Source organism: Paludisphaera rhizosphaerae, assembly GCF_011065895.1.
Classification (GTDB): Bacteria; Planctomycetota; Planctomycetia; order Isosphaerales; family Isosphaeraceae; genus Paludisphaera; species Paludisphaera rhizosphaerae.
Genome location: NZ_JAALCR010000068.1, coordinates 1 through 4,807, shown reverse-complemented (window position 1 = coordinate 4,807; position 4,807 = coordinate 1). Strand labels below are relative to the sequence as shown.

Annotated in this window: 1 protein-coding gene and 1 pseudogene; both read left to right on the top strand. The window is 60.4% G+C overall.

Going from position 1 to position 4,807, the window contains the following annotated elements; translation table 11 throughout:
• Positions 1 to 838 precede the first annotated feature (838 nt).
• A complete protein-coding gene (locus tag G5C50_RS31890; RefSeq protein ID WP_165076093.1) occupies positions 839 to 4,501 on the top strand; it encodes a hypothetical protein in 3,663 nt (1,220 codons plus the stop codon).
• 117 nt (positions 4,502 to 4,618) lie between these two features.
• Positions 4,619 to 4,807, top strand: a pseudogene (locus G5C50_RS31885) (hypothetical protein); the annotation flags it as partial.

Genomic DNA, 4,807 nt, shown 5'->3' with positions numbered 1-4,807 from the left:
AAGCCCCACCCTTAACGCGCGCGTGAGGACGAACTCGCCCCCTTGCCGAGGCGTGATGCACCAATTCGGGTTCTCCGCGACCCCATGACAGGATCGTTCCCCCCCTAGCCACCGGCGAGCATCCTCCGTCGCTTCCTCAGCCCCAGACCAGGTTGACGAGCCCGAGCTAAAAAGGCCCCGTTTCACCAGGCTGACTATGAGGTACGTGACCTGTGTGGCTCCTTCACCAGAATGGCCCTCGCAACCAAGCATGGTGCCACGCGATCGCCATTGCCCCACTGAGCCATGTCTCTACCCCACGGCGATTGAGAGACTACCAGATGCGTCGTCGGCCAGCGGGCTGACGGCATGATCACCGGCCATTGTTGCCGTGGCGATCAGCGGCGAGCTGTTCGGCACCTATATCCTCGAGCAGCTCGTCCTAGCCATGTGGCCCGGCGACCTCGTGGTGTTGGTCAACCTCGCATGCAACGAGCCAAGGGGGGGGTCTGCACATTGCCATCGAACCGGTCGGCTACTGTTTTTTGTCCATCCCCCTCCTCCCTCACCCCGAGACCGTCCGAGCGAGCTTTCCCTAAATTCAGGGCCCTACTACGCAAAGCCGCCTCGTCGGTGAGTTCCCGCCCGAGGAATTCCGTAGCCAAGCATCGCTTCCCGGATACCAGGTCACACCTTCTTGAAATGGATCTAGGACCTGGCCACCGAGCCCGCATTTTCATCTTAATCGTTTCAAATCAATTCTGCACGGCTTTCGTGTCGATAGCCTGAAGCGAGGCTTCGGAGCTTGCGTTTTGGGTCGACAGCGCAGGTTCTTCCATAAAACAGAGAGGGAACGATAATGCGACTGGAGTCATATCGAAGAAATCGACGCTGGATCGCCGGGATTTCGGCGTTCGGATTGCTGCTCGGAGCCAATCCGCCGGCCCTGGTCGCATCGGACTGGTTGGACCGGCTCAAGGCCAAATGGCATGGACACAAAGGGATTGCGTCAGCCGAGGCCTTAGCGGGCGAGATCGATTGTCTTGAAAAGCATGTGGATTGGTACGGGACAATCGTCGCCAAGCAGCCTGACGTCTGGGGCCAAGCTCGCTTGATGAAATACCGAGACGAGTTTGAGAAAACCCTGTCGGGAGAACTGGGAAAGTTCACGGATACTCTTCAAGCCTCGATCTCGCGGAGCGATCAAGCGTTCCTCGCCCAGGCCTTGAGCCTCTCGGCCGCCGTTTCCGGAACTCCGGCCACGATGTTACCGCCGTCAGCATCGACGAGCCGTGAGGTCATCTCAAGGCGGAGAGCCGCACTTCGAGCGGCGGGGGTGACGAATCCGACCCCAGAACAGCTCGGCGCCGGGGAAGAACTCCCTACGATCGATCCGCCGGACGAAAACGCGGCCGGGGATCTCATTCAGGACTTCAACGATACCGACGTCATTCAGCGACGTGATGTGGCGACCTCGACGAATGTAACCTTCGGCGACTCGATCAATCTGTCGCTCGAACCGGCGGAACGGTTGGACCAACTTAAGCGCTACGTGGACCACCTCCATGAGATCCGCCGCGTCAACGAAGGGGACGATACGGCCGACTCGCCGGGCTACGGACTGCACCTGGTCCGCCTCCCCGTCTCGATCCTGCCCGGCACTCACACCCGACACGGCTACGGTGCCGAAATCACCGTAACCGCCACCCCTTATCTCGGTCGCGACTTGTTGCCGACGACCTTTCGCAACCTCGTCGTCAATGACCTGGTTGAACAACTGACGACGCCTTTGACGGAGTTTTTCAACTCGCCAACCTCTCGTAGTGGATTCTTAGCCCTGAGAAAAGCCCGGCAGGAAGGCGTAAAGGAGGCGTCGAAACCCGCCGGAGGCACCGTGCCTGTTTTGGGCGTGTCTGACGGCGGGGCTCCGACTACTCCAACGACTCTAAGCTTGGGCGTGTCAGGTCAGGGAGGAATATATTTAATCCCTGATCAAGAGGCGCGGGGGCGTTCGACGACCGACGGGCGACTGGCATTGACTTCCCGTTTTCAGGACTCGGTCCAGCGGGACAGTGCTTCGACCGTCAAGAATCCTATCTACATTCCCCCGCCGCGACCGTTCCCTCCGACCGTGTCGAGTCACACTCGAAATTCCGACTCGAATGTGCGGATGGCCTCTCAGGAGTCTCCCCTCGCAGAACCAATATCGACTATTCCTCCGAGTCGGTCTGATGCGGTCTACAATCGCGCTGCCGCGAGGTCATTGCGGAATTCCTGGAATGCGTCCGCGACTTCGACGGCCCTGCCATCAGGATTAGCGCCGGAGGCCCCAGCCGGCATGGAAGAGCCCCCAGGCGATGCGGAGCAACAAGCCGCAGCCGACACCCGGCTACTTCAGAACATGCGAGACACCGTAGGGCAGGGGCTGGCCAATGTAAGCAGCCGTTCGAGTTCCGTACCAGGTTTACGAGCTCGAAATGCTAGATACGCATTCCCTTCGACCCAGATGGGAGAGGTCTACGGTCCAGAACTTATTCTGCCGGTCGCCTTCGAAGCGTTCGACGTTCAACTACGCAAGCCGCTCGACAACAAGGATGATCCGACTCTGCTTCTGTATCATCGTGTTGCGGGATACGTCCAGGACCAGGTCACGGCGGCCTACGACATGCTGTCCCGGCCAGAGAGTGCGGAACTCTGGTCGAACTTCGCGACACCCGACCTAGCTCGCGCGGTCCAGAGCAGAGACGAGGTCGGCCTCCGTAGCATTCGCTCTTCGTTCCTCGCCTCGCTTCCCAACGCCGGCATTCAGAACGATCCGATCGACGGTCCCAAGTATACGACCACGGCCGCCATGGCCTGGGCGATTCTCGTCGAAAGCGTGATGCTCAACGAACGGTTGATCCAGGACATTCGCGAATCAGCTACTGCCAAGGGAGGAGCGCCAGTCCTCGGCGGCGACCAGGCGTTCTTCCTGCCATGCCCGTCCGACGAGGCCCGAGACACGTTCAACGAATACGTGCGAAACCGCTTCCCGATCCACGTCTTCGCCCTCGACCCGGTCAATCAGGAGCAAAACCTGGCCGACCAGCTCACTCGGTCACGCGAGATGCAGTTCGCCCTCTCCCTGGCGTTCGTGACCGGGAACATCAGTGCGAGGAGCATGACGCGATTTGCGAGGCGGCTGGAGCTTCAAGCCGAAACGATCGCTCTGAACCGGACCCAGATTGGCTTCTCGCATGGAGAAGACACATTCGGATGGAGATTTCAGCCCCGTTACCAGACCCCGCCGACTCAGAACAACTTGGTCGCCCTGCGCGACACCATCCTCGGCGGGCCGACTCGTGAACAGGACCGTCGTCAGCTCGAGTTGGAACCCGGCCAGCGGGAGTGTGTCGCCTTGGTGATCATGCCGTCCTTCGTGCCCTACGTCACCTTCGAGACGCGGTCGAACTGGTACAAGTTGAACAGCCCCAAGCACTCGGAGATCGATCCCGTCACGTTCCTAAAGTTGAGTGGCACGATCAAGCGAGCATTCCTATTGGCTCAGGGCATCTGCGACGCCGGGCTTTATCGCGACGGCGACGTCGCCCTGCTGGTCAACCGCGTCAAGCAACTTGCGGCCGAATTGCCGATGCAGTCCATGATCGCCCAGGTTCCCTACGAGAACACGAGCGGCGGATTCGAGCTCTTCAACGTCGGCGTGACCGATCTAGCCCCCGAGTTACGAAGCTGGTACGGCTCGCCCGGCGTCAGCATCGACAACGGCTCATCGCTCTTCCTCGTGGGAGACAATTTCAGCGTAAACCAAACCAGCGTGGTCGTCGGCAACAAACTGCTGACAGGTGACGACGTTACGCTACTCAGTCGTCAGGTGATGCAGGTCAAGGTTCCGGCCGGCGCCCAGACCGTAGTGCGGAACGGCCTGAAGTCCGTTGAGGCCTCGATCGCCACTCCTTACGGCGTGTCGCAATCGCTCTACATCCCTGTCCTTGATGGCAGCCAAGCCGCGGCTAAGGAGGAGCCCAAGCCGACCTCCCCCACGCCAACTTTCACCTGGTCGACCTCAACGTTGGCCCTCGCCTACAGGCTCGGGAACCTCGGTATCGTCGCAGCAGACCGCGCCGACGGACCAAGTCGTCGACCCGCTGGCGGACTGGTAATCGGGCTCGACAGCGGTCTCGACCTGGACCAGACTCTGGCCGACCTCACCCTGAGCTTCGCAGACCCGGATAAGAACGTCCGAACAATCAATCTCACGAACGTCCCCTATAGCAAAGACTTGAGAGGATTCGTGATCTCCGAACAGACCTTCGATTCTCTCGTAACGCAGCTGTTTGCTGATGAACGGTTCGGTCTCCGCTTTGGCGAACAATCGCCGCCGCGGGACGTCATCGTTGGCCGGACAGCGATGCGACTTAAAGGTTTTCCCAAGCCGAATGCTAACGGCGATCCAACCTTCGCTCCGGTCGTTCCCGCAGATGTGTCGAATCAGTTGACGATCAAGTGGTTCAAGGCACCTTGACGGACGTCATCAACAGGTAAAGTCCGGTAGGCTAGGGACGACCCCCTTGGAGCGTCCCTGGCCTGTTCACATCTCAGGCGACGGGCGTCGCATCGCAAGGACTGGATCGTTCAGCGGTTGCGCGAGCTGGTGGGGATCTTCGCCGTCGACTGCGCGGGCTTCGCGGTGATGGACAACCACCTCCACCTGCTGCTGAGGCTCGATTCGCCGCGAGTTCGGGGGTGGTCGGACGAGGAGGTCGCCCGCCGCTGGCTGACGCTCTTCCCGATCCGCGACCTCGCCGGCAAGGCCCTGCCGATCCTCGAC

Coding starts and splice junctions, on each gene's coding strand:
- G5C50_RS31890 (WP_165076093.1), top strand. CDS start 839: ATGCGACTGGAGTCATATCGAAGAAATCGACGCTGGATCGCCGGGATT.